The following is a 25,631-nucleotide window of genomic DNA, read 5'->3' on the forward strand; positions in this document are numbered from 1 at the left end:
TTAAATACGCTCTTACCTAAACAATTATCCAACGCTACCTTCAAGACTAATACCAATGAGTTTTTGTGCTTCAACAGCAAATTCCATTGGAAGTTTTTGAATAACTTCTTTTACAAAACCATTCACAATTAACGCTATTGCTTCTTCCTCAGAAATTCCCCGCTGCATAACATAAAAAAGCTGATCATCAGAAATTTTTGATGTCGTCGCTTCATGTTCAAATTGTGCTGTTGCATTTTTTGCTTCAATATAAGGTACTGTATGGGCACCACAATCATTACCAATTAATAAACTGTCACATTGCGTAAAATTACGTGCATTCTTCGCTTTTCGATGTGCTGTAACTTGCCCACGATATGTGTTATTTGAAAAACCAGCAGAAATACCTTTCGAAACAATACGACTTGATGTATTTTTCCCTAAATGAATCATTTTAGTACCAGAATCAATCTGTTGATGACCATTTGCAACGGCAATAGAATAAAATTCCCCACGTGAATTATCACCACGCAGTAAGCAAGATGGATACTTCCAAGTAATCGCAGAACCGGTTTCAACTTGTGTCCATGAAATCTTAGAATTATCCCCTCGACAATCTCCTCGCTTCGTTACAAAATTGTAAATACCACCCTTACCTTCTTTGTCACCAGGATACCAATTTTGTACTGTGGAATATTTAATTTCTGCATTTTTCAGCGCAATAAGTTCAACAACAGCAGCATGAAGTTGGTTTTCATCACGTTGAGGTGCTGTACAGCCTTCAAGATAAGAAACGTAAGAATCTTCATCGGCAATAATGAGTGTACGTTCAAATTGTCCTGTGTTACGCTCATTAATCCTAAAGTAAGTTGAAAGCTCCATAGGGCAATGAACCCCTTTTGGGATGTAAACAAATGAACCATCTGTAAAAACGGCTGCATTTAAGGCGGCATAATAATTATCACCCGCTGGTACAACTGCTCCTAAATATTCCTTAATAAGATCAGGATGTTCTATAATTGCTTCTGAAATAGAGCAAAAAATAACGCCAGAACGTGCCAACTCTTTTTTAAATGTCGTCACAACAGAAACAGAATCAAAAACTGCATCAACAGCTACTTGTCCTGATGCATAAATACTATCATCAAAAGTAGAGGGATCAGATTGTTTTCTTACTCCTGCCAAAATTTCTTGCTCCTTGAGAGGAATGCCAAGTTTCTCATAGGTTGCCAACAATTCAGGATCTACTTCATCTAAAGATTTTGGTCCTGTATGGTTTTTAGGAGCCGCGTAATAATAAAGCTCTTGAAAATCAATTTTGGGATATTCAATACGCGCCCAATTGGGCTCTTGCATTGTCAACCAACGGTGAAAAGCTTGCAAACGCCATGTCAACATCCATTCAGGTTCATGTTTTTTAGCAGAAATAAATTTGATAATATTTTCATCTAAACCTTTGGGAGCTTTATCTGTTTCAATATTGGTTTCAAACCCATATTTATATTGATCAACATCTATTTCACGCACTTGGCGTATTGTTTCTTGTACTGCCGGCATAAACTTTCTCCATTTTTTGGCGTCAAGAACCGGTGACTAAAAATCTTGTTTTTCACAAAATCAAAGTGAACAATTCACTACTTAGATTATATGGAAAGTGGAAAAATCTCAATCAAGCTTATTTTTAATAATTCTAATTTATAATTATCAAATGATAAATTCTATTCCTTACCTGTTACTAATAATCTGAGAAAAAAACAATAGAAAATCATCAATATCTTTAGAAGTTGTACACCTTCCTATTGAAATGCGAATTGCTCCATTGGGAACATGATGCCCCATTGCTTCCAAGACACTACTTTGTTTTACTTTTCCAGAAGAACAAGCAGAACCTGCAGATACAGAAAACCCAGCCAAATCAAAACCAATTTGCAGAGTTTCAGCTTTTATATTGCGCACAGTGAAATAAGTTGTGTTTGGCAAACGCTGAACTCTTTTGCCAAAAATTTCAACATCAGTACACACTTTCTGTATTCCATCTTCTAATTTATTACGTAAATACATTAACTGCTTTATCTCTTTTGGGGTAAAACAATCAGCCATCGCTGCTCCAAAAGCAGCAATAAGCGGCAATGCTTCTGTTCCTCCACGTAAACCTTTTTCTTGCCCTCCTCCTACAATAAGAGGATATGGCATCAAAAGGTTGCCATATGAAACAAAAGCACCTGTTCCTTTAGGACCGCCAATTTTATGCGCAGATAGTATAAAAAAATCTCCTCCCATCTGATTAATATCAACAAAATTTTTGTCTACATATTGTGTCAAATCAACAATAAGGGTGCCTCCAGAATCCCGAACGATAGCAGCTATTTCTTTTATTTGTTGAATAACACCAGTTTCACCATTTGCGGCTTGAATAGCAACAAGAGGAAGTCCTTGTGTTTTATCGTGAACGCTTAAAAGAGAGGCTAATATATCTTGTTTAATGAGCCCATCTTGATCAACAGCAACTGTGCTGATGCATTCTTTAGAAAAGCGTCCCCCTTCTGCAACAGATGAATGTTCAGTAGCCCCAATGTAAAGATGAGAAAATTGAACTTTAGAGCTTCCCATGTTATAAAAGGGTGTTAATAAAGTCATTGCTGCTTCACTCGCACCAGACGTAAATACAACATGATCTGGATGCGTGTTGAGGTTTTTAGCGATTTGTCGACGCGCTTTTTGTAATAAAGCTTTAGCAGCACGTCCTTCCGCATGAACAGATGACGGATTACCAAAGATCTCTAAGGCTTCCAGCAATGCCACCCGCGCCGTTTTCTTGAGCGGTGTTGTCGCATTATGATCAAAATATCGGCGTCTTACAACCATTTTACATAACAATCGTTCATCTTATGTATTGATTAAAAAAATAGTGCAATTTTCTTGAAAAATGCACTTAAAAAAGAATATCTAGTGATTAACTAAAAGATTCTATGGTAAAAGTCGACCAAGGTCAATGAGAGCCTTTATAGCATTTAAGGAGCATTTAATGCCAGAAATTATTTTTAATGGTCCCGCAGGTCGGCTGGAAGGACGTTATCAACCTTCACAACAAAGAAATGCACCAATTGCGATTATTTTACATCCTCATCCCCAATTTGGTGGAACAATGAACAATAAAATTGTTTATGATCTTTTTTACATGTTTCAACAACGTGGCTTTACTACATTACGTTTTAACTTTCGGGGTATTGGTCGTAGCCAAGGCGAATTTGATTATGGAATAGGAGAACTTTCAGATGCTGCGGCTGCACTCGATTGGGTGCAAACACAGCACCCTGATTCTAAAAATTGTTGGGTAGCTGGATATTCATTTGGTGCTTGGATTGGTATGCAGCTTTTAATGCGTCGACCAGAAATTGAGGGCTTTATATCTGTTGCTCCTCAACCTAATGTTTATGACTTTTCATTTCTTGCCCCTTGTCCTTCCTCTGGACTTATCATTCACGGTGATATCGATAAAGTTTCTCCTCCAAAAGATGTACAAACGCTTGTGGATAAATTAAAAACACAAAAAGGCATTACCGTTACACAAGAAATACTGGAAGGTGCTAACCATTTTTTTAGCGGATGTAATAAAGAGCTTATTGAACGATGTGCACAATATTTAGATAATCATATTACAGGTGAATTTCTTACTCCTCCACCTGAAATACTTTCACTTACCTAAAAGCATTAGAAATTTATAAAAATGAAAGAAATCATTTTGATAACAAAGTGCCTTTTTATTTTTTTTACACTGTTTTCTAGTTTTTTACATCAACCTGCGTTTAGGAAGAAAAACAATATCTTCTCTCAATGAGAAGAAGTCCTCCTTAAAATATACAAGCAAAATAGTGTTTTATTATCTTTCGTTACCAATGTTTTCCGTTCTCTTGTGAGATACGCATTATTTATGGTAGAGAGAGTACACTAACCCCTCATTATATAAACGAATGCAATATTAGTCAGGAAATAAAATTCGTGTTTGCCTTTAAATCTGATTTTTTACACATTATGAATGAACGTGGCTTTATTCACCAAATTTCGGATGAAAAAGGCTTGGATGATCTTTTTTCAAAAGAAGTTGTAAGCGCTTATATTGGATTTGATCCTACAGCATCAAGTCTACACGCCGGAAGTCTTCTTCAAATCATGATGCTTTATTGGTTACAAAAAACCGGACATCGCCCCATTGCTTTGATGGGTGGAGGAACTGGGTTGATTGGTGATCCTTCCTTCAAAGATGAAGCGCGACGGCTTCTCACACAAGATGATATTGATTCAAACATTGCTAGTATTAAAAAGGTATTTGCTAACTATTTAACATTTGGTGATAAAAATAATGATGCATGCATTGTCAATAATGCTGAATGGTTATGCAATTTGAACTACTTAGAATTTTTGCGTGATGTAGGAAAACATTTTTCCGTCAATCGTATGTTGTCATTTGATTCTGTCAAGCTGAGACTTGAGCGTGAACATTCTTTGTCATTTTTAGAGTTTAATTATATGATCTTACAAGCTTATGATTTTGTTGAACTTTATAAGCGCTATGGCCTTCGTATGCAAATGGGAGGCTCTGATCAATGGGGCAATATTATCAACGGAATTGAATTAGGACATCGGTTGGGAACAACACAGTTATATGCATTAACTTCACCATTGCTGACAACTTCTTCTGGTGCCAAGATGGGTAAGTCATTGAATGGCGCCGTATGGCTTAATGCAGATATGCTTTCTCCTTATCAATTTTGGCAATATTGGCGAAACACAGAAGATGCTGATGTTACACGATTTTTAAAGTTCTATACCACATTGCCAATGAATGAAATTCTCAAACTTTCTGCATTGCAAGGGACTGAAATTAACGAAGCAAAGAAAATTCTTGCAACAGAAATTACAGCAATGTTGCATGGACATAGTCTTGCGAATGAGGCAGCAGAAACTGCTCGTAAAACTTTTGAAGAAAAAGCACACGGGGAAAATCTTCCAACTGTTGAAATTAATGCAGCAAAATTAAAAACGGGTGTTGGTTTATTAACTCTTTTAGTTCAAGCAGAACTAGCCAAATCTAACAGTGAAGCGCGCCGACATGTTCAAGGTGGAAGTGTACGTATTAATGACAAAATCATTGAAGATGAAACACGTCTTATTTTTGAAGAAGATGTTAACGTATCAGGAATAATTAAACTTTCCTTCGGTAAGAAAAAACACGTGATACTGAAACCAGTCTAATTTCTTTATAATTATTTGTCTTCTTTCTTTAACTTTTGTGTTCTTTTGTTACATAATGCTTATGATTTTTTACGCTAAATTTATTTTTTCAATTTAGTCTTCATGATATATAGTGAGTTCTACAAGAGAAATAAAAATTTTCGGCATAAATTTATTTTAGAAAATTGAAGAGTCACTTCTTTTCTGTCTTGTTATGCACGATACTTACGAAAAAAAGAAAGACAAAAAATGACAAGATTGATGAAAGGCACCCTTGCTCCTGATTTTAATTTGCCACGCGATGGTGGAGGGAAATTGTGTCTTTCTGATCTTCAAGGAAAGTTCGTTGTTTTATATTTTTATCCGAAAGACGACACCAGTGGATGCACGAGTGAAGCGATTGATTTTACCAGATTAAAAACAAAATTTGATGAAATTGGGGTTGTTATTATTGGAATATCTCCAGATAATGTAAAAAAACATGATAAGTTTAAAACAAAACACGAACTCGATATTATCCTTGTTTCTGACGAAGAAAAAACGACACTTGAAGCTTACGGTGTTTGGGTTGAAAAAAGCATGTATGGGCGCAAATATATGGGTGTTGAACGAAGCACTTTTCTGATTGACGCAACTGGAAAGATAGCAGAAGAATGGCGTAAAGTTAGCGTACCTAAACATGCTGAAGAGGTGTTAGCTGCTGCTACACTTTTACATCGTAATGGTTTATAAGTTTTTTTATTCGAGTAACTATAAGATGCAAGAACAACCTCCCATAGGCTTTAATGAATCTAGGTATATGACTGAATTTAATGCGCCAAATGATGAATTCATAAGATTTTGAGAAATGTTGTATCTCATTAATCTGTATCTTCAACTTCTTGGCTTTTTTCATAAAGACGTTGAGCGAGTGTTGCTTCTATAAATACATCTAAATTGCCATTAAGTACAGATTGTGGATCAGTATTTTCAACACCTGTGCGTAAATCCTTGACAAGCTGATAGGGTTGAAGAACATAAGATCTAATTTGATGTCCCCATCCGATTTCTGTTTTGGAAGCTTCAACAGCATTTGTTTCTTCTTCTCTCTTTTTGAGTTCTTCTTCATAAAGTCTTGCTCGCAACATAGACCACGCAGTTGCTCGATTTTTATGTTGAGAACGCTCCGTTTGACATTGAACAACAATACCTGTTTTTATATGCGTGATGCGAACTGCGGAATCTGTTGTATTAACATGCTGCCCTCCGGCTCCTGATGCGCGATATGTATCAATACGAACATCTGCCTCTGAAACATCAACCTCAATATTATCATCAATGACTGGATAAACCCATATGCTTGCAAAAGAGGTATGACGCTTCGCATTTGAATCAAATGGTGAAATACGTACCAAACGATGAACGCCTGATTCTGTTTTCAACATACCATAAGCGTTATGCCCTTTTACGAGAAGAGTCGCTGATTTTATTCCTGCTTCTTCTCCATCGTGAATTTCTAATATCTCAACCCTCATTTTATGCTGTTCAGCCCAGCGCGTATACATGCGTAACAACATAGAAGCCCAATCTTGGCTTTCCGTACCTCCTGCACCAGCATGAACTTCTAGATAAGTATCATTCGAATCAGCTTCTCCGGAAAGGAGAACATCAATTTGTCTTTTATCTATCTCACTTTTAAGATTACGTATTGAATTTTCTGCATCAGAGATAATTTCGATATCACTTTCTTCTTCTCCCATAGCAATTAATTCAATGCATTCTTCGAGTGTTTTTGTAAATGATCGAATGCCATTGATTGAATCACCAAGATACTGACGTTCACGCATCATATCTTGCGCTTGTTGTGCATTATCCCAAAGTGTTGGGTCTTCCGCTTTTTGATTGAGATATTCAAGACGTTTTAGCGACTGATCCCAGTCAAAGATGCCCCCTTAGCAACTTAATTGCTTTTTGGATTTCGTCGACTAATGTTTCTATTTCTGCTCGCATAATTTAACACCGTAGTTTTTATTTTTTTACAATCTTTTTAATTTATATTTTTAGACATTTTTACAGACTTATAGATTATAAAAATGGATGACCTGATCGCACCAATCTATTTACCGTAGCTACACTACGAAAAAACAGATAAAAATATTCTCCTTCAGCTACTTATAGCAAAGGATTTTTTTGCCGATTAATATAGCCCACCCGTACCACTTTCAAGAGCTTTGTTGACCTGTGGAGAAGTTGTTCCTGAAGGTACACCTTCTTGAAAAGAATCCATACTACCAATTACTTGGTATATATCAGCAGGTCCAGTTCCTGGCTTAAATGCTTCTATAATGACATCATGATCTCTTCTTTCCGCGAGCATACCTGTCTTACGATTAATAGGCATTAAAATCATACCCTCTGGCATTCTAAATGGTACATCTGGCTTTCCTTTCAGTGCTTCTGCCATAAATTCACCAAAAATAGGAGCTGCCAATGAACTTCCTGTCCCGTTGTATCCTAACGGTGCGGGTTGATCGTAACCAACAAAAATACCAACGACAAGATCAGGGGTAAACCCCATAAACCATACATCTTTAGAATCATTAGTAGTTCCTGTTTTAGCAGCAATATGTCGATTGAGGTAACGTAAACGTGCAGCTGTACCTCGCTGAACAACCCCTTCCATCATTGATGTAATCTGATAAGCCGTCATAGGGTCAAGAACTTGATCTCGTTCATCGATCAATATAGGTTCACTTTGATTATCCCATGACTGAGCATGACAATTTTCACAGATACGATCATCATGACGATAAATCGTTTTCCCATAACGATCTTGAATTCTATCTATCAGGGACGGCTTAATAGAGCGCCCCCCATTGGCAATAACTGAATAAGCTGTAACCATTCGTAAAACTGTTGTTTCGGCAGCTCCTAGGGCCATGGGTAAATAAGGCTGTAATTTATCTACAATACCAAAACGCTCTGCATATTCAGCTACAAGAGGCATTCCCATATCATAGGCAAGTCGTATTGTCATAAGATTACGGGAATGTTCAATGCCATAACGCAGCGTTGAAGGTCCTGCAAATGTACCCCCATAATTTTTAGGTTGCCAAACTTCACCATTATATTGGCGAATTTCGATGGGACCATCTAGAACAACTGATGCTGGTGTATATCCATTGTCAAGTGCCGCTGCATACACAAAAGGCTTGAAAGCAGAACCAGGCTGACGATAAGCTTGCGTTGCACGATTAAACTCAGATGCTGCAAAAGAAAATCCTCCTACCATTGCAAGAACTCGCCCTGTATGAGGTTCCATAGCAACAACTGCACCTTCAACCTTTGGGATTTGTTGTAAACGATAAATATTATTTGTATTGGATACTTTTTCAACAAAAATGACATCTCCAACTTGCAGAACGCGAGATAGGTTCTGAACAACTTTTCGAGAGCCATTTTCTTTTACAATATTTAATGCCCATTTTGAATCAGCTTCAGATAAGATAGCAGTTTCCCGTTTTTTTGATAATAAGCCTGAAGCTTCACGCTTTGGCTGTAAACCAATCTCTACTTTATTGGCACTAGCAGAAAGAACAACGGCTAAACGCCATTCAGGAACATCACTTAGCCCTGCGATATTTGCAAGTTCTATGCCCCAATCATCTTTTTTCTCAATATGCCCATAAGCTCCCCGCCAACCTTGTAAATGATCAAATTTAGTTAACCCATTGTGTAAAGCGCGCCGCGCAAAAAGTTGCAAATGTGGATCAAGCGTTGTACGAATTGAAAGCCCACCTTCGTAAAGGGTTTTGGCCCCATAACGATACATTAAACGGCGACGCACCTCTTCAGTAAAATAGTCAGCAGCAAAAACGTAGCTATCACTGCCGCGCATTGTTGTTCCTAAGGGCTTTGTTTTAGCTTTTTCACCTTGTTCACGCGTTACATATCCATTTGCAATCATGCGATCTATAACCCAATTGCGCCGATTAACAGCACGTTTTGTATTTTTGAACGGATCATAATTCGCCGGACCTTTTGGAAGAGCAGCCAAATAAGCACACTGTTCTAAAGTAAGATCATTGACGGATTTATTGAAATAAGTCAAAGAAGCTGCCGCAATACCATAAGTGCCACGGCCGAGATAAATTTCGTTTAGATAAAGCTCAAGAATATGATCTTTTGAATAGGTCCTCTCAATACGCATCGCCAAAATAGCCTCTTTTAATTTACGCTCTAATGTTGTTTCTGAATTTAAAAGGAAGTTTTTAGCGACTTGTTGTGTAATGGTTGATGCCCCTTCAGGGCGTTTTCCAGAACCAATATTCCGGATATTATTGATTAAGGCTCGAGAAAGTCCTTCGGGATCTAAACCAAAATGATGATAGAAATTTTTGTCTTCAGCAGAAATAAAAGCCTCTTTAAGAATTTTGGGTATTGATTGAATTGGTAAATAGAGGCGATGTTTTGTTGCAAACTCTGCCATAAGGCTACCATCAGCAGCATGGACGCGTGTCATTACAGGCGGTTCATAGAGCGAAAGAACTTCATAATCAGGAAGTACATTTTCCTGTTCCTTTGCTATTGCCTCCTGTATTACTGCTTTCCAAAATCCAAGAATAATAACAAAACTAAGAAGATATCTAAAAAAAATCATCATCGAAACGGCTATCGCTTTCTTCAGAATTTATCAAAGAAAAAAACACGTTATCTCATCAACATTAGGCGGATACCACTATTAAACTGAGATAAAGAAAAAACTGTTTTCTATTTTTTACCTAGAAGTTCACACTGATACTCTATTTTCTCACAAATTTAAAGAGGTCGCATAATTTTCTGCCTATATTCAGCAAATTGACGAATAGAACGAGCAATAGACGCAGCCATTTGTTTTCTCCATTGGGGATTATTTAATAATTTTTCATCCTCTTTATTTGATAAATACCCTATTTCTATCAATACAGAAGGTATATCTGAAGCTCTTAAAACTTGAAAGTCAGCATATCGATGAGGATTATTTATCAAATTGATATTACCTTTTGATAAATTTGAGATAACACTATTAGCAAAATTCACCGAAAATGCATGTGTTTCACGTCGCGTGAGATCGATTAAGATATCTGTAACTTCAAGCAATTCATCTGCAGGAAAACCATCAAGCAGATCAACTTTATTTTCATTTTCAGCTAAAGATTTTGCAATTGCATCAGATGCTTTGTCTGATATGGTATATACTGTAGCTCCACGAAGAGAATCTACATTAATGGTATCTGCATGAATGGATATAAAAAGATCAGCACCAAATTCTTGTGCTTTTTTAACTCTTTCACTTAATCTCAAAAAGACATCAGAGTCGCGCGTTAAAGAAACAGTGATATGAGAATCTTTTTTTAACTCATCTTGCAGAACACGTGTAAAGGCTAAAGTTATATCTTTTTCTAAAATGCCACCAACACCCCGCGCACCACCGTCAATTCCACCATGTCCAGGATCGAGAATAACACGAAAATTACGCGTTTGCATTAGTTGCGTTTTTGCATCTAAATTGGCTTTTTGCTGTTTTTTAAATATGTTATCAAATTTTTCTTGAGTACTTTTACTAATATCAATCAGTAGTTGCCATAAACCATTCTCTAATTTTTGTATCGTACTTTTTTCAACAATAAAAGCAATTTTGCTTGTTAAAATAATGCGTGAAGTTCGTATATCAGCAAAACCGTAACGCACATCTAATAACATGCTTGATAATGTAGCCTGTTCCTTTAAAGATGTATTTTGCTCTGAAAAATCAACCGTAGGTAAATTTATAACCAAACGCGCCGGCTTATCCAAAATCTGTAAATGAACATTTGGTTCAGCATTAAAAAACGCAATAATACGCGTGTGTGCACTATCACCAATAATCCGCAAATTAACAAGTTTTAAGGCATTTTCAGCTTGGGTGTTTGTTAGGAATATAAAAAAAAATAATAAATAATATGAGATGCATAACATAACATCCCAACAAGCTACTTTCGGCTTTTTGGTAGAAAACCCTCTTATCATAAAAAACACTCTATATTCTATCTTAGCATCAACTGATTTTAACCATATACAAAGCAATGCATCAAATTTATTCCATATTTTCCAATAAATATTAAGCCCTTCCACTTTAACATCTAAAAAATGCAATTAAGGCAACTAAAGACATTATAATTATAATGCTCGGTATCTATATTGTTACTTGCCAAAACCATGATATCAACATAAAAGAATATTTACGCTTCCTAGTCTATGGTAACCATTTAAATTATCTGTAGTCCATATTAAGTTATCTTTAGAAGGTTTATTGCATGTTACACATTTAGGCTTTTTGTGGATAAAAAATTTTTGTGTCACAAAAACTGGGATTGCGTTATTTAAGACTCGCTGGTTCGGACATCTGAACTATTTTAAAGATTATTTTACCGGAGACTTACAAAAATTATGAGTCATACAAAACAGATGGAGATGATGATAAAAAACGCTACACGTGAAATCACGTATCTGTACGTAGTGTCCCGTTCTGTTTTGCTGGTACCTCCCTTTTATGGCAGACAGCCTCTTATATTTACGAATAATTACGTTGTTCGTCTGAATAAAGTTGCGCATGTCGCCTTCAGGATTTTAACTTATGTCAAACAAAATGCTTATAGATGCCTCTCATCCAGAGGAAACACGTGTTGTTGTCGTTCACGGCAACAAAATTGAGGAACTTGATTTTGAATCAGAACATAAAAAACAGCTCAAAGGGAATATTTATCTAGCACGTATTACGCGTGTAGAACCATCACTTCAAGCGGCTTTTGTCGAATATGGTGGCAACCGCCATGGTTTTTTGACATTTTCTGAAATTCATCCCGACTATTATCAAATTCCTATTGCTGATCGTCTCGCTCTTCTTGAAGAAGAGGAAAAAGCTGCTGTAAAAGAAAATTATGTAGATGATTTTACTGAAGAAACGAATAGAAATAAAAAACGCCCCAGAAAAACAAAAAAAGACGAACGTAGCAATGTCGTGGCAGCGGATATTGAAAATGATATGACACCCGATGCAATAACGATTGATGATATAGAAGAAGCATTTGATACAAATATTTCTCGTGATGATATCGAAATGGTTGGTGCAGAGGATATCCGTGAAGAACTTCCCGCCTATCAGCGAAAGCAAGGACGGCAGTATAAAATTCAAGAAGTAATTAAACGGCGTCAAATTTTATTGGTGCAAGTTATCAAGGAAGAGCGTGGCAATAAAGGTGCTGCACTCACAACATATTTATCCCTAGCAGGCCGTTATTCTGTTTTAATGCCCAATACAGCACGTGGTGGTGGTATTTCACGAAAAATCACGAATGTACAAGATCGCAAACGTCTGAAAGAAATTGTAAAAGAATTAGCAGTTCCCAAGGGTATGGGAGTTATTTTAAGAACCGCTGGAGCCAATAGAACAAAAGCTGAAATTAAACGTGATTATGAATATCTCACACGTCTATGGGATACTGTTCGTGCTTTAACACTCAAATCCACAGCACCATGCCTTGTTCATGAAGAAAGCAACCTTATAAAACGCTCAATAAGAGATCTTTATAATAAGAATATCAATGAAATTCTTGTTTCTGGTGACCAAGGATATCGTGAAGCAAAAGACTTCATGCGTATGCTCATGCCAAGTCATGCAAAAGTTGTACAACCTTACCGTGATTATATTCCTATTTTTGCGCGCAATAATATTGAAATTCAACTTGATAAAATGTTGCACCCGCAAGTTTCTTTAAAATCTGGTGGTTATCTTGTTATTAATCAAACAGAAGCGCTTGTTGCTATTGATGTAAACTCTGGACGCTCAACTAAAGAACTCTCTGTCGAAAAAACAGCATTACAAACCAATCTTGAAGCCGCAGAAGAAATAGCGCGTCAGTTACGCTTGCGTGATCTTGCTGGCTTGATTGTGATTGACTTCATTGACATGCTTGAAGAGCGTAATGTAAAACTGGTTGAAAAAAAGTTGAAAGATTGTTTAAAAAGCGACCGTGCACGTATTCAAGTTGGCCATATTTCACACTTCGGCCTTTTGGAAATGAGTCGTCAACGTATTCGCATCTCAGTTTTAGAAAGTACGACACAACCCTGCCCGCATTGCGCTGGAACAGGAAGTGTGCGTTCTGAATCATCAATTGCTTTACACGTCATGCGCTCAATTGAAGAGTATCTTCTTCATAATCCGCAACATAACATTACTGTACGCACTCCCGTAACAACAGCGCTTTATGTGTTAAATTATAAACGCAATATTCTTGTTAATCTAGAAGCACGCTTTAAACTTAATATTAGTATTGTGGCAGATGATAGCATTGGAACACAACATTGCATTATTTCTAAGGGTACAATAGCAGAGTCGGTTTCTCAGCCGCCATTAATCTTTGAAGATGACAGTAAAGAAGAAGATGCAATCTTCACCGACAGCAAATCTACTGAAGATACAATTCCCGTTGAGACAAACCAGAAACGGCGGCGTAAGAATCGCCAAGGTGAAAATGACAATTCTCTCTCTACTGCTCATAAAAAAGACAACATGTTAAATAAAGATAACATGTTAAATGATGAGTCTCATCGTCGATTTCGTCGTCGAGGACGTCGTGGTGGTCGTCGTAATCAAGATAATAGTTTTTATCAACCTCGTATTCCTTATGCAGAACCAGTAGGAGATTTTGCTAAGCAGTCTTTGGAAGAAATGAAAATAGCGCATCGTAAGCGTCGTATTCCAGTTGCTGAATCTGTTCAATTTGAAGAAAAGAAAAATGATACACAATATCCAGTTTTACAACAAGATGAGGCTGTAAAAGTTGATACGGATGCTAAACCTAAAAAACGTTTTTCAAAAGCCATGCAAAAAAAATTCTCCCCTGAGAACAATCAGGATATAGCAACACCAGAACTTCTTGAAGAAAAATTTACAGCTAACTCGGTACATAAAGACAAAACAAAAAAAGTAGTTAAATCTGCTTCTGAGGAGGTAGAGAAAACTCCTACAGGTGGCAAAAAATCAACACGTAAAAAATTACTCTCTAAAGAATCATCCCCAATAGATAAAACATCAAAGAAAAAAACTGTAAGTGAGAAATCTATCGAAGCAACTTCCTCTAAGATTGAGGAGAAAACCAATCATTCTGTTGTTATATCATCAATGCCTAACGATGCTCCAAAAACTGAGCGTATTGGTTGGTGGAAACGCAAAACTATTTTAAAAAATTAATAAAAAAAACCGCCGCAAATTATTTGCGACGGTTTGAATAAGTAAACATAATAAATGCTTTCTTATGTTACGTATTTATTAATTTTGTTTAGCTTTTTCTTGCTCAGCCCGCATACGCTCTTCAATCTCTTTTTGCTTTGATTGAATGGCTTGTTGTAACTTTATTTGTTCTTGTTGAAAATCTTTTTCCTCCATACCAGGACCTGTGTATGCAGCTGTGAATCCATTAAGAGAAAACTCAATAGGGTTCGCTGAACCACGGAAATTAATTGTAGTTACAACCATTTTCGAACCACCTTTCATAGCAGCAATGAGTTTATCATCTAAGACATCATTGGCAATACAACTTGGCCCATTACAAATAACATAAGGAATTTTTTTAGAGAAGTTATCCCCTATTTGAATACGAACACCTTCTGGTAAAAAACGGCCTGTAGGCACTTGAATGCCTATACGTTTTTCATTTTGTTTTCCTTTTATTTCAACGAGATTAAAAGCCGTCAAAGGCTGTCCAGTATTTGATACAACAGTGTTCATTGTATTACAAACATCAACATCACGCTGCTTGCTACAAACCTTATACCAACCTTGAGATAAAGTCTGCGCACCCGCAGAAGGATGAATTATAAGGAAAAGGGCAGCAGCTCCAGCTAATACTGAAACAATAGAACAAACATTTTTATGCGACATGATTAAGTTAATCCTTTCAACGCGCTTTTACAATAACCCCAACATTAGGAATATTAAATATAATTTCAATCAAGTGTATTAAATTAAACCAATGAAATGACACCCTCTTTTATGCTTTTTACTTCAATATAAAGGGAAAAGTCAAATCTGGAAAAAAGGCTAGAAACAGCCAATTAAACTCTTATGCACCCATATATAACATCCCCCTTTTTATATCATCTGTCTTTTATGAAATTTACTAATAAGTATCTTAGTGCAATAGAATAAGTCAAGATTGCATAAATAAATTAATATTGCAATATAATTAAAGTAAACTTCTATATTATTCTACGATTTTCTTTAATTTAAATTTTTCTATTATAATTTTTATTTTCAACCATGAATCTCTAGTATCAGGTAGTGCAACGCATAGAACTTCTAACTTATCGGATAAATTTAAATATTTCTTCATGCATCTTCTGATGCAAATCGAAAAGGTGAAAGTGTCTGCGGTGTTGTCATAATATTTGGTAGATTAAATCGATTTGTCATGTGCAATTTTAGAATAACTATAAAGTGACTGCTCTTTGACGGACAACATTCTGGTCTTATTACGAACTAACAATAGTATGCTTCCATGATGAAGCTTTTATACTTTATAGTTTCTCGGCAAAGATTTTAATTAAAAAATAAGCACACTAAAATAAACTTTTAAAAAATTCAAAGGTATTTCTTTAAAATGGAAAGCCGAGAATAGTTAAAAACGCTGATACATAATCAAATTTCTTAAAAAGAAAGACCCATTTTTATATCATTAAGCGCATTATAAATTGGGTGATCAAATGATATACAAGCCCAATACCCATTACTGAATGATAAAATCTCTTCGTTATAAAAAAAATAAATAACTCTACCATTATTCGAATGAAATATTTCCTTAATAGTATAGCATGCTTTAAAGCTTTTTAAAAGGGCATAATTGATATTTTTATTAAAACAAATCCAAATCGTTAGCAATATTTCTATAATTTCTAAGCTGTTCGTGAAGAGCATATTACTAAAAAAAAATTTAAAGAGAATCTTCGCCAAACTTGAACGCATGGAGGTTGTTTTTTATGCATCGGGTTCTTTTTAAAGATAAAAAAGTAAGACAAATTTTATCAATACTTTTTGAGTTTAAATGGATTAGGCATCACCTTATCCAATAATATCTATACCAGAACAAAAGGTTATTGGGATGGCTCGATTAACCGCTCAAAAGCGTAGGAACTTCTTTGAGAAAAAGACTCTATCAACAAATGGAATTGTTGCCTACATGGTTTTGCTTTTTCATTTTGAAATTATGATTCAATTACTTTAGAGAAAATAAGCTATATAGTTTTGAATCAATAAAAAAATTTAAGCAGAATGTTGTTTTGCCATTTCTACAAGCTGTGTCATAACAGTCACTGATCCAGCGAGTCTTTCATCGACTGTTGTCCAATCACGAATAAGAACGATACTTTGATCTGGTCGAATTTTTGCCATAGATCCTTGTTTTTCAATCCACTGAACAAGAGCAACACTGTTTGCAAAATAATTATCGCGAAACTGTATAACAATACCCTTTGGTCCAGTATCCAATTTTTCTACATGTGCTTTCCGACACAATGTTTTGATATAAAAGACTTTAAGAAGATATTGAACTTCAAGGGGTAAAGGACCAAAGCGATCAATTAACTCTGCTGCAAATTCATCAATTTGTTCTAAATTATCAAGTTCTGTTAAACGACGATACAACCCCATACGTAATGGTAAGTCAGGTACAAAACTTTCTGGTATCATCACAGTCGTACCAAGTGAAATTTGAGGTGACCATTGCTTATCTTCGTTTTGCTCGCCATCTTTTAACTCAGCAATAGCTTCTTCAAGCATTTTTTGATAGAGCTCAAATCCAACCTCTTTAATATGCCCCGATTGCTCTTCACCTAAGAAATTACCTGAACCGCGAATATCCATATCATGACTTGCTAATTGAAAACCAGCTCCCAACGTATCAAGAGATTGTAAAACTTTAAGACGACGATCAGCAGCAGGTGTTAAAATTTTACCAGAAGGAAAGGTAAAAAGTGCGTAAGCACGTTGTTTTGAACGCCCTACTCTACCACGCAATTGATAAAGAGCAGAAAGACCAAACATCTCAGCACGATGTACGATTAAAGTATTGGCTGTTGGAATATCAAGACCTGATTCAATAATGGTGGTTGACAGAAGAACATCATATTGCCCATCATAAAATGCATTCATAATATCATCAAGTTGCCCAGCTGGCATTTGTCCATGAGCTACAACAAATTTAAGTTCGGGGACATGTATTTTGAGGTATTCTTCGACAGAAATAAGATCAGAAATACGAGGACAAACATAAAAACTTTGACCACCACGATAATATTCTCGAAGCAATGTTTCACGTATAACAAGTGAATCAAACGGTGAAATAAAAGTACGCACCGCCATTCTATCAATGGGTGGAGTCGTTATCAATGAAAGTTCGCGTACCCCTGATAATGCTAACCCTAAAGTTCGAGGTATAGGAGTCGCTGAAAGGGTAAGAACATGAATATCACTTTTAAGCTTTTTTAACCGCTCTTTGTGTTTTACACCAAAATGCTGCTCCTCATCAATGATAAGAAGTCCTAATCGTAAAAAATTAACTGCATCGCTTAATAATGCATGCGTTCCAATGACAATATCAATCGTACCATCTGCAATGCCTTTTTTCACTTGTGAAAGTTCTTTAGTTTTTACAAGCCTTGAAGCATGACCAATTTTAATAGGTAATCCTTGAAAGCGTGAAATAAAAGTTTTGTAATGTTGTCGTGAAAGCAAAGTTGTCGGCACAACAACAGCAACTTGATATCCATTTAATGCTGCAACAAAAGCACTTCGAATAGCAACTTCTGTTTTTCCAAAACCAACATCGCCACATATTAAGCGGTCCATTGGTTTTCCTGATGCCAAATCATCTAAAACCGCATCAATTGCATCCATTTGATCTTCCGTCTCTTCATAAGGAAAACATGCAACGAATTCATCAAATGGTCCAATTGGTGGAATCAAAGCAGGTGCAGATCGCGTAGCTCGCTCTGCAGCTATACGGATTAACTGATCTGCCATTTCCAATAAATGTTTTTTTAGTCGTGTTTTACGCGCTTGCCAAGCAACTCCACCTAATTTATCTAACGTTACATCTGTTCCTTCCGATCCGTAACGTGAAAGAAGCTCGATATTTTCAACGGGTAAAAAAAGTCGATCACCTTCGGCATACTTAATTTCAAGACAATCTCGTAAAATTCCAGTGGTTGTAATGGCTTTAAGACCAACAAATTGTCCAATACCATGGTCAATATGCACAACAATATCACCAGAGTTTAAAGCAGAAATTTCAGAGATAAAATTTGTGTTGTGTTTACGCCGTCGTGGAGATCTTATTAATCGATCACCTAGGATATCCTGTTCTGCTACAATAACAAAATCTTCAGTCTCAAAACCATGCTCAATCATTATAACCGCAGCAGTTATATGATCTCTGGGCGTTGCTTTTACAGTTTGTAATGATTTGACAATTTCTATTTTTTTTAATCCATGCTCATCAAGAACCTGCAACAAACGATTCATTGAACCTTCGCTCCAACAAGCTAAGAGAACCTTCTTGCCCGCAGCACGCAATGAAGTAATATGATGAACGACACTTGAAAAAACATTTTTTTCTTGTGCATTACGCTCCTTCACAAAGTCATATCCTAGTTTAATATTCGCGTGAACAACAGTTTGTTCAAAAGTTTGTGGAATATTAAAAGGCGTAAAATCAATACGCTGTCCGGATTGTTGCACGCACTCTAAAACACGCTCTGGTGTTAAATAAAGGAGTTCAGGCTCTATTGGATGGTAAGAAGCAGGATTCTTTTTATCAGTTTCAAGCTCTTTGCGTGCATCATAATAATCTTCAATAAGGCGATAGCGCTCAATAAGCACTTCTTCTATGCAATATTCAAAGACAATAGGTAAGTTACCGCAATAGTCAAAAAAAGTGTCAAGTTTCTCATAAAAAAAAGGTAACCAATGTTCCATACCAGAAAAACGTCGCCCTTGAGAAAGAGCTTCATAAAGCATGTTATTTTTTTGTGACGCACCAAATGTACGAATATAATTGCTTTTAAATTGGCTTACACGTTCAGGTGTAAGAACAACTTCACTCATCGAGTGTAATGAAAATTCAGTTCTTTTATTTGTTGTTCTTTGTGTTGCTGTTTCAAATACGCGAATGGTTTCCAAAGTGTCACCAAAAAAATCAAGCCGTAAAGGTTCAATGTCAATGGGAGAAAAAATATCAAGAATTCCTCCTCTCACAGCAAATTCACCAACATCTCGAACAACTGTAACGCGTTCAAAACCATTGAATTCTAAAAATTGAATTAAATGCCCCATATTCGCGCGCTGACCAACACGTACATGAAGCATCTGATTCTCAATTATTTCATGAGGGGGTAGTTTTTGAATAATCGCATTTGCTGTTGTTAATATAATTGCAGAAGATGGATTCTTACGTAAATTTGCTATATGTGCCAAAGCTGAGAACCGGCGTGCCATAACAGCAATCCCAGGTGATACTCGGTCATAGGGCAAACAATCCCAAGCAGGAAATTGAAGCACAGGCAAATTGGGCTCAATAAAGTTTAAAACTTGCTGTAAATGAGCAATTTTTGTTCCATCACGGACAACATAAATAAGTGGTTTATTTTGTGCAATTTCTGAACTCAGTTTGGCAAGTGCAAAGGCTTCAAATCCATCAGTAATTCCATCAAAGCTGATATGGGCAGAAATGTTTTGGGGGAAGATAATTTTTTTAAATATAGGCATAGAGATCAATTTAAATTTATGCAAACATGATAGTTTATAACGTCGCGAAAAAGTGGACTATCAACTCTAGAAGGTGGTGAAACTTCTCCCGTAACCCATGCCAACAAATCGCGATCATCAAAAGACATAATATACTCAAGTTCAGAAATCGCTTTAGCATTCATCCCAGCAATATGGAAATCTACATAGTGTCCCAAAATTAAATCCATTTCACGAATACCACGGTGCCATGCACGAAAAACCAATCGGCGACGGCGCACGTCTAGCGAATTTTCATCAACGACAAAATTTGTCATAAAAATCTCCTTGAATTAAGTGAAAAGTGGTATAAATTCCGTTTTCAATTGGTAAAATAAACTTTGTATCTTAACCTAGGGAAGTTCAATAATCTTTTTTTCTTTAAGCGTAATTCGACGATGCATTTGTTTAGCCAAAGCGTAATTATGCGTTGCAATAAGAGCAGAAAGACCAGATTGACGAACAAGCGCAGATAAGGCTTGAAATACATAAGCTGAAGTTACAGGATCAAGATTCCCCGTAGGCTCATCAGCCAAAAGAACTGAAGGACCATTTGCTACTGCACGTGCAATAGCAACACGTTGTTGTTCGCCGCCGGATAATTCTGATGGGCGATGATTAGCACGATGAGAAACACGCAGATATGTCAGCAATTTAAGTGCACGATCTTCTGCTATAGACTTTTTAAATCCTGCTATCATTTGCGGGATCATAACATTTTCTAAAGCCGTAAATTCCGGAAGCAAGTGATGAAATTGGTAGACAAAACCGATGTCATGTCGTCTGATAGCTGTTCGCTCATTATCAGAACGCTTTGCACAAGAAATTCCCCGTAACATCACATCACCAGCCGTCGGTTTTTCCAATAATCCAGCAATATGAAGAAGTGTAGATTTTCCAGCTCCAGATGGTGCTACAAGTGCTACAAGTTCCCCACGATTAAGAATAAAATTCGCTTTATCTAAAATAATGAGAGGTGTATTACTTTCAAAAAAATGTCTCTCAATCTCTACAAGCTCTAAAATAGCTGTCATTATTCATACCTTAAAGCTTGTACAGGATCCAGTTTAGCAGCTCGCCATGCCGGAACAAGTGCTGCAAGAAATGACAAAAATAGAGCCATTACAGCAACCATAGCTGTCTGTCCCCACTCGATTTGCGCAGGCAATTTTGTTAAAAAATAAAGTTGAGGATTAAAAACATCAACATTAAATAACCAAGATACAAAATCCTGAATATGATTAATATTTGCAGTTGCTATAACACCAAAAATTAACCCCAATATTGTTCCAATAAATCCAATCATCATACCAGTGACGATAAATATACGCAGAATTGCACTTTGTTGTGCGCCCATCGTACGTAAAATTGCAATATCATGGCTTTTATCTTTTACAAGCATAATTAACCCTGAAATAATATTTAAAGCAGCAACAAGAACAATAAGAGAAAGAATAAAAAACATAACATTCCGTTCAATCTGTAAGGCTGAAAAAAAAGCCTGATTGCGTTCACGCCAATCAATTAAATAAATCTGTTGATTAACAACTTTCTCTACAACTGGTTTTATTTTTTCAACAGAATCAGGATTATTCAGAAATAATTCTAAAGACTTCACCTGATCTCCTAAATTAAAAAACATTTGCGCTTCGTGAAGAGGCATAAAAACGAATATTGAATCATATTCAGACATGCCCACTTCAAAAATAGCAGCAACTTTATAAGCCTTAACACGTGGCGTGACTCCAAAAGGAGTCGCATCACCATCTGGTGTAATAATACGAAGATTACTCCCAACGGTAAGCCCCAATTTTGATGCTAAAGCACTTCCAATTGCAACACCTTCCTCTTTATCAAATTGAGCAAGTGAACCTAACCCAATATTTTGGGATACTGTTTTAAGTTTTTCTAAATCTTGTTTACGCATACCACGAACTAATGCACCAGATCCTCCTTCAAGTTCACCCTGAACAAGCGCCTGACCTTCAATAACAGGTAAAGCAAATTTTACACCATTCACAGATTCTAAAGAGGAAATAAGTGTCTTATAATCGGAAAATCCAGAATTAACTGCCTGAACAATAAGGTGTCCATTCATACCAAGAATACGATTGAGAAGTTCTGTACGAAAACCATTCATCACCGCCATAACAACAACAAGAGCAAACACCCCTAACATAATTCCAATGAGAGAAATGATTGAAATAACAGATGCAACGGCATGTTTTTTATTGGGGATCATATAACGAAAAGCAATCATCCACTCATAAGATGAAAACCATTTACTTCTCAGCCTCTTCATAATATTTCCTATCAAATCACAGAAAATTGTTTGAGTACATCTTCAACCGTTAGAGCTTTTTTAATACCCGTTCTGCGATCTTTCATTTCAACTTCATTTTGCGCAATGCTTTTAGGCCCAACAATTATTTGTGTTGGTAAACCAATTAAATCCATTGTTGCAAATTTTGAGCCAGGACGTTCATTTCTATCATCTAATAATGGATCAAAACCAGCATGTATTAATTCTTGATAAAGAGTTTCACACACACGCGTACATTCCTCATCATCTGGTTTCATATTGATGATACCAAAATCAAACGGTGCGACCGACTTTGGCCAAATAATACCATTTTCATCATGAGAAGCTTCAATAACTGCCGCAACGAGACGAGAAGGCCCAATACCATAAGACCCCATAGAAACCACATGTTCTTTTCCATCTTGTCCCATAACTTTTGCTCCCATCGGAGCAGAATATTTCGTGCCAAAGTGAAAAATATGCCCTACTTCAATACCACGAGCTGAAAGACGATTTTTATCAGGAACTTTAGCCCACTCTTCTTCATTATGCATTTCCTCTGTCGCTGCATAAAAAGATGTCCACTGTTTAACGATATTAGCTAAAACAGCTTTATCATTAAAATCAATCGAACTGTGCGGAGCAGTAAATTCAAGAAATTGTTTATCACAGAATATAGCGCTTTCTCCTGTTTCAGCCAAAATAATAAATTCATGACTAAGTTCACCACCAATTGGGCCTGTATCAGCACACATAGGAATTGCTTTTAAGCCAAGACGAGAAAAAGTACGTAAATAAGCAATAAACATACGATTATAAGATGTTTGAGAACCTTCATAATCAAGATCAAAAGAATAAGCATCTTTCATTAAAAACTCTCGTGAACGCATCACACCAAAACGTGGACGGATTTCGTCACGAAACTTCCATTGAATATGGTACAAATTGAGCGGAAGATCTTTGTAAGAATGGATATAAGAACGAAAAATATCTGTTACCATCTCTTCATTTGTCGGACCATAAAGCAAATCACGCTTTTGACGATCTTTAATACGGAGCATTTCCAAACCATAATCATCATAACGACCACTTTCACGCCAAAGTTCCGCAGATTGAATTGTAGGCATTAATATTTCTATAGCACCAGCTCGTTCTTGTTCCTCACGAATAATCTTACAAACTTTATCAAGCACTTTTTTACCTAAAGGAAGCCAAGAATAAATCCCTGATGTTTGTTGGCGAATCATACCTGCACGCAACATCAATCGATGAGAAACAATCTCTGCTTCCTTAGGATTCTCTTTTAAAAGTGGAAGAAAATATTGAGAAAGACGCATTGAAATAATTAACTCCTAATCAGGCCTATCATATTAGAACAATTTAAATATAGTATATGCTCATCTATAGCTACATTCTGAATGCTTGCAAATATAACGATCATATTGTTGAAAAATTTATGTGCTTTGTTCCTTATTGAGCTTATTTTTAACGATAAAATGATCTGACAATTTTCTTTTTTCTTCCTTTCATTAAAAAGAAAATAACGTGATATTAAAATGCGTTATTTCGACCGATGTAAAAAGACTGTACAGACAGGTTTTTTTCGCCAAATTTCATTAACAGCCGCTCTCACTGCACGCCGTGTTGCTTCTCGAACAAGTTCACTATTTTTCCGTTTAATGCGAGGAATATTATAAAGTGTATTTCCTACAATATCTAAAAGAATATTTTTCAAACTTTCCTCTTTCCCATTCTTTTCAGGTAATCCGAATGTGATTAAACCAATATCACCTAACAATTCATCCTTGCTGTTCATATGGAGGGAAACAGCAACATAACCAGCATAACTTAGTTTACGACGTTCGCGAATTCCTAATTCATCTTCATTACCAATAAGACAACCATCTTTATATATGCGACCAACAGGAACTTGATCAATGACTGCTACAGGTTCTGGAGCAAGACGTAATATACTACCATTTCTAATATTCCTAACAATTTTAATACCTGCTTGACGCGCTAAAACCGCATGAGCAGTAAGATGCATTGCTTCACCATGGACAGGAACAAGTATTTGTGGTTTTATCCAATCATACATTTGTAAAAGCTCTGAACGACGAGGATGACCAGAAACGTGAACAAGTGCATCTTCATTTGTGATCGTTTTAATTCCTAAATCTATAAAACGGTTTTGTATTTCAAGAATAGCTCTTTCGTTTCCTGGTATACTTCGTGATGAATAAATAACGGTATCACCAGCAGAAAGCATAATCTTTCCCATTCCATTTCGTGATAATTTAGCTAGGGCAGCACACGGTTCACCTTGACTCCCCGTCACAACTAAAACAATATTTTTTCGTGGAATATGTGCATAATCATCTTCCGTAATAAATGGTGCTAAGCCTTTCATATAATCAAGCTCTTCTGCAACCATAATACTTCTCTTAAGAGAGCGCCCAATGACAAGAACTTGGCGACCAACAGCTTCAGCAGCAAGAGCAATTGAACGTATCCGACCAATATTAGAGGCAAAAGTTGCAAACGCAACGCGCCCTTCAGCTTTCGAAATAATTTCAGAAAGGCTTTTCTGAACTTGCTGTTCTGATGGTGATACACCATCCCGACATGCATTTGTGGAATCACAAAGTAAGGCTAAAATACCTTTATTGCCTAAAGCGCGAAACCGTTTTTCATCTGTTACAGGACCAAGCGAAGGTGTATGGTCTATTTTCCAATCACCAGTATGAATCACAGTGCCTAAAGATGTTGTAAGTGCCAAAGATACAGATTCCGGAATCGAATGATTAACGGCTATAGCCTCAATTGCAAAGGAACCAACCTGAAAGCAATCACCAGCTTGAAAAATATTGAGTGAAATTTTATGAGATTCAAAATCTGATTGTCTTTTACTCTCCAATAGTCCTGCTGTAAAAGAAGTGCAGTAAAGCGGGACTTTAAGCTTTGGTAATAAATCAAGGACAGCACCATAATGATCTTCATGAGCATGAGTCAAAACAAGACCAGATATATTATGTTTTTCGCTTTCTAGAAAACGAATATCAGGCAAAATAAGATCTACTCCGGGCAATTCAGGACCAGCAAAGCTAACCCCCATATCAACAAGTAACCATTCACGAAGATTTTTAGGACCAAATCCATAAGCAGCCAGATTCATCCCTATTTCACCTACTCCTCCTAAAGGTAAAAAAACAAATTCATTTTCGTTGGCGGCAACCATAAACACCTCCTAAAGCATTAAGATACTCTGATGATAAAATA

Annotated in this window: 16 protein-coding genes; 4 read left to right on the forward strand and 12 right to left on the reverse strand. The window is 36.4% G+C overall.

The genetic code is table 11. The features are described 5' to 3' along the window. Positions 1–24: 24 nt before the first annotated feature. Entirely contained in the window at positions 25–1,536 is a 1,512-nt protein-coding gene (gene sufB, locus GQO39_RS02815; RefSeq protein WP_156850859.1) for a Fe-S cluster assembly protein SufB, read from the reverse strand. A gap of 168 nt (positions 1,537–1,704) precedes the next feature. Further along, positions 1,705–2,844: a cysteine desulfurase family protein gene (locus tag GQO39_RS02820; protein ID WP_156850860.1), complete on the reverse strand. Its 1,140-nt coding sequence runs from the start codon at positions 2,842–2,844 to the stop codon at positions 1,705–1,707. Positions 2,845–3,004: 160 nt separating this feature from the next. Here GQO39_RS02820 and GQO39_RS02825 point away from each other — a divergent pair, with 160 nt between their 5' ends. The 3 genes from GQO39_RS02825 to GQO39_RS02835 all read left to right on the forward strand — a co-directional run bounded on the left by GQO39_RS02825 (position 3,005) and on the right by GQO39_RS02835 (position 5,943). Then, positions 3,005–3,685 carry an alpha/beta hydrolase gene (locus GQO39_RS02825; RefSeq protein ID WP_156850861.1) on the forward strand — a complete coding sequence of 227 codons (681 nt, stop codon included), beginning with the start codon at positions 3,005–3,007 and terminating at the stop codon, positions 3,683–3,685. A gap of 293 nt (positions 3,686–3,978) precedes the next feature. After that, the gene (tyrS, locus tag GQO39_RS02830; protein WP_156850862.1) at positions 3,979–5,232 is read left to right on the forward strand and encodes a tyrosine--tRNA ligase; all 1,254 of its coding nucleotides are present in this window, start codon (positions 3,979–3,981) and stop codon (positions 5,230–5,232) included. Positions 5,233–5,460: 228 nt separating this feature from the next. After that, positions 5,461–5,943: a peroxiredoxin gene (locus GQO39_RS02835; RefSeq protein WP_156850863.1), complete on the forward strand. Its 483-nt coding sequence runs from the start codon at positions 5,461–5,463 to the stop codon at positions 5,941–5,943. A 128-nt stretch (positions 5,944–6,071) separates the two neighbouring features. Here GQO39_RS02835 and prfB read toward each other — a convergent pair. From prfB to GQO39_RS02850, 3 genes are all read right to left on the reverse strand, one after another. Beyond that, positions 6,072–7,200 (reverse strand): peptide chain release factor 2 gene (prfB, locus tag GQO39_RS02840; protein ID WP_156850864.1). Its coding sequence is split into 2 segments (ribosomal slippage): positions 6,072–7,130 and positions 7,132–7,200, totalling 1,128 coding nucleotides; the frame shifts between segments, so codons are not numbered across the junction. Between the two features lie 187 nt (positions 7,201–7,387). After that, positions 7,388–9,853 (reverse strand): penicillin-binding protein 1A, encoded by a 2,466-nt coding sequence (locus tag GQO39_RS02845; RefSeq protein ID WP_156850865.1) that lies wholly within the window; start codon positions 9,851–9,853, stop codon positions 7,388–7,390. Positions 9,854–10,008: 155 nt separating this feature from the next. After that, a complete protein-coding gene (locus GQO39_RS02850) occupies positions 10,009–11,238 on the reverse strand; it encodes an N-acetylmuramoyl-L-alanine amidase family protein (RefSeq protein WP_156850866.1) in 1,230 nt (409 codons plus the stop codon). 607 nt (positions 11,239–11,845) lie between these two features. Between GQO39_RS02850 and GQO39_RS02855 the strand changes: the two genes are divergently transcribed. After that, positions 11,846–14,464 carry an Rne/Rng family ribonuclease gene (locus tag GQO39_RS02855; RefSeq protein ID WP_156850867.1) on the forward strand — a complete coding sequence of 873 codons (2,619 nt, stop codon included), beginning with the start codon at positions 11,846–11,848 and terminating at the stop codon, positions 14,462–14,464. A gap of 78 nt (positions 14,465–14,542) precedes the next feature. Here GQO39_RS02855 and GQO39_RS02860 read toward each other — a convergent pair whose 3' ends face one another. The 7 genes from GQO39_RS02860 to GQO39_RS02890 all read right to left on the reverse strand — a co-directional run bounded on the left by GQO39_RS02860 (position 14,543) and on the right by GQO39_RS02890 (position 25,590). Beyond that, entirely contained in the window at positions 14,543–15,154 is a 612-nt protein-coding gene (locus GQO39_RS02860) for an invasion associated locus B family protein (RefSeq protein WP_156850868.1), read from the reverse strand. Positions 15,155–16,531: 1,377 nt separating this feature from the next. Beyond that, on the reverse strand, positions 16,532–20,032 hold the full coding sequence (mfd, locus tag GQO39_RS02865; RefSeq protein WP_156850869.1) for a transcription-repair coupling factor: 3,501 nt from the start codon (positions 20,030–20,032) through the stop codon (positions 16,532–16,534). Between the two features lie 5 nt (positions 20,033–20,037). Beyond that, positions 20,038–20,328, reverse strand: a complete 291-nt coding sequence (locus GQO39_RS02870) for an FAD assembly factor SdhE (RefSeq protein ID WP_156850870.1) — start codon at positions 20,326–20,328, stop codon at positions 20,038–20,040. Positions 20,329–20,403: 75 nt separating this feature from the next. Further along, positions 20,404–21,084 carry an ABC transporter ATP-binding protein gene (locus tag GQO39_RS02875; protein WP_156850871.1) on the reverse strand — a complete coding sequence of 227 codons (681 nt, stop codon included), beginning with the start codon at positions 21,082–21,084 and terminating at the stop codon, positions 20,404–20,406. Beyond that, the gene (locus GQO39_RS02880) at positions 21,084–22,352 is read right to left on the reverse strand and encodes a lipoprotein-releasing ABC transporter permease subunit (RefSeq protein WP_156850872.1); all 1,269 of its coding nucleotides are present in this window, start codon (positions 22,350–22,352) and stop codon (positions 21,084–21,086) included. Before GQO39_RS02880 ends, GQO39_RS02875 begins: the two co-directional genes overlap by 1 nt. Before the next feature lie 11 nt (positions 22,353–22,363). After that, positions 22,364–23,689: a proline--tRNA ligase gene (gene proS, locus GQO39_RS02885; protein WP_156850873.1), complete on the reverse strand. Its 1,326-nt coding sequence runs from the start codon at positions 23,687–23,689 to the stop codon at positions 22,364–22,366. Between the two features lie 224 nt (positions 23,690–23,913). Continuing rightward, the gene (locus tag GQO39_RS02890; RefSeq protein ID WP_156850874.1) at positions 23,914–25,590 is read right to left on the reverse strand and encodes a ribonuclease J; all 1,677 of its coding nucleotides are present in this window, start codon (positions 25,588–25,590) and stop codon (positions 23,914–23,916) included. Between the last annotated feature and the right edge of the window lie 41 nt (positions 25,591–25,631).

It is taken from the genome of Bartonella refiksaydamii (assembly GCF_902652675.1).
Classification (GTDB): domain Bacteria; phylum Pseudomonadota; class Alphaproteobacteria; order Rhizobiales; family Rhizobiaceae; genus Bartonella; species Bartonella refiksaydamii.

Bases quoted from the DNA above. Each gene is read 5' to 3' on its own strand.
- sufB (WP_156850859.1), bottom strand. From the start codon at position 1,536: ATGCCGGCAGTACAAGAAACAATACGCCAAGTGCGTGAAATAGATGTT.
- GQO39_RS02820 (WP_156850860.1), bottom strand. From the start codon at position 2,844: ATGGTTGTAAGACGCCGATATTTTGATCATAATGCGACAACACCGCTC.
- GQO39_RS02825 (WP_156850861.1), top strand. From the start codon at position 3,005: ATGCCAGAAATTATTTTTAATGGTCCCGCAGGTCGGCTGGAAGGACGT.
- GQO39_RS02835 (WP_156850863.1), top strand. From the start codon at position 5,461: ATGACAAGATTGATGAAAGGCACCCTTGCTCCTGATTTTAATTTGCCA.
- GQO39_RS02845 (WP_156850865.1), bottom strand. From the start codon at position 9,853: ATGATGATTTTTTTTAGATATCTTCTTAGTTTTGTTATTATTCTTGGA.
- GQO39_RS02850 (WP_156850866.1), bottom strand. From the start codon at position 11,238: ATGATAAGAGGGTTTTCTACCAAAAAGCCGAAAGTAGCTTGTTGGGAT.
- GQO39_RS02855 (WP_156850867.1), top strand. From the start codon at position 11,846: ATGTCAAACAAAATGCTTATAGATGCCTCTCATCCAGAGGAAACACGT.
- GQO39_RS02860 (WP_156850868.1), bottom strand. From the start codon at position 15,154: ATGTCGCATAAAAATGTTTGTTCTATTGTTTCAGTATTAGCTGGAGCT.
- mfd (WP_156850869.1), bottom strand. From the start codon at position 20,032: ATGCCTATATTTAAAAAAATTATCTTCCCCCAAAACATTTCTGCCCAT.
- GQO39_RS02870 (WP_156850870.1), bottom strand. From the start codon at position 20,328: ATGACAAATTTTGTCGTTGATGAAAATTCGCTAGACGTGCGCCGTCGC.
- GQO39_RS02875 (WP_156850871.1), bottom strand. From the start codon at position 21,084: ATGACAGCTATTTTAGAGCTTGTAGAGATTGAGAGACATTTTTTTGAA.
- GQO39_RS02880 (WP_156850872.1), bottom strand. From the start codon at position 22,352: ATGAAGAGGCTGAGAAGTAAATGGTTTTCATCTTATGAGTGGATGATT.
- proS (WP_156850873.1), bottom strand. From the start codon at position 23,689: ATGCGTCTTTCTCAATATTTTCTTCCACTTTTAAAAGAGAATCCTAAG.
- GQO39_RS02890 (WP_156850874.1), bottom strand. From the start codon at position 25,590: ATGGTTGCCGCCAACGAAAATGAATTTGTTTTTTTACCTTTAGGAGGA.